Genomic DNA, 838 nt, shown 5'->3' with positions numbered 1-838 from the left:
GGCCCGCCGCGCAGACGCTCGCGCGCGAAGCGCAGGCGCTCGCGCCAGCCGCCGGGCGCGCCGCGCACCCACAACGCCCCCGCCAGCACCAGCAGCGCGCCGAGGAACAGGCTCCAATACGCTTGCAGCCACAACCGCGCGGCCAGGAAGTGGCCGTAGCCGTTCATGTCCGAATACACCGCCTTGGGCGCATTGCCGTAGCGATACAGGTTGTGCTCGAAGTGCAGCATGTTCAGCACGGCCAGCGTCACCACCACCGCGATGGTCAGGCCGTAGCCGATGAAGCGGTTGTTGCAGAACACCTGCAAGGCCAGCGCCAGCCCGCCCATCAGCACGTAGGGGACCGAGGCCAGCAGCAGCCCCTTGAGGTACAGCAGCGGTTCGAGATGGGTGTAGCCCTTGAACAGTTGCAGCGCCATCGAGGCCGCCCCGCCGATGGCCTGGAACGCCAGCACCACCGCGACCAGGGCGACGAACTTGCTCAGCAGCGGCACCCAGTTCGGCACCGGCATCGCGTCGACGACTTCGTTGAGCTTGGCGCTGCGTTCCTTGAACACCAGGTCGCCGGCGTAGAACATCGCGATCAGCACCAGCACATAGCTGTAAGTGCCCTGCAAGGCGACCAGCATCAGCGAGGTGGTCGGATACACCTGAGTGCCGTACATCTTCTGCACGCTGCTGGAGCCGGCGACGAAATTGAGCGTAGCGAAGGCCAGCAGGATCAGGAACGGCACGCTCTTGAACACGCCGGCCGCATCCAGCCGCACGCTGCGCCAGAACTGCGCGCGCGCCGCCGCGCCGCCGAACGCGGGCTTCACCGCCGCGACCCGCGCCGCCG

The 838-nt window shown here is 67.7% G+C and carries 1 pseudogene; it reads right to left on the bottom strand.

The features are described from left to right. Window positions 1-838 (bottom strand): annotated as a pseudogene (locus A7A76_RS23375) (ABC transporter permease); the annotation flags it as partial.

It is taken from the genome of Lysobacter enzymogenes (assembly GCF_017168095.1).
Taxonomy (GTDB): domain Bacteria; phylum Pseudomonadota; class Gammaproteobacteria; order Xanthomonadales; family Xanthomonadaceae; genus Lysobacter; species Lysobacter enzymogenes_D.
The sequence above is the reverse complement of the archived record's forward strand: the minus strand, read 5'-3'. Positions and strand labels throughout refer to the sequence as shown.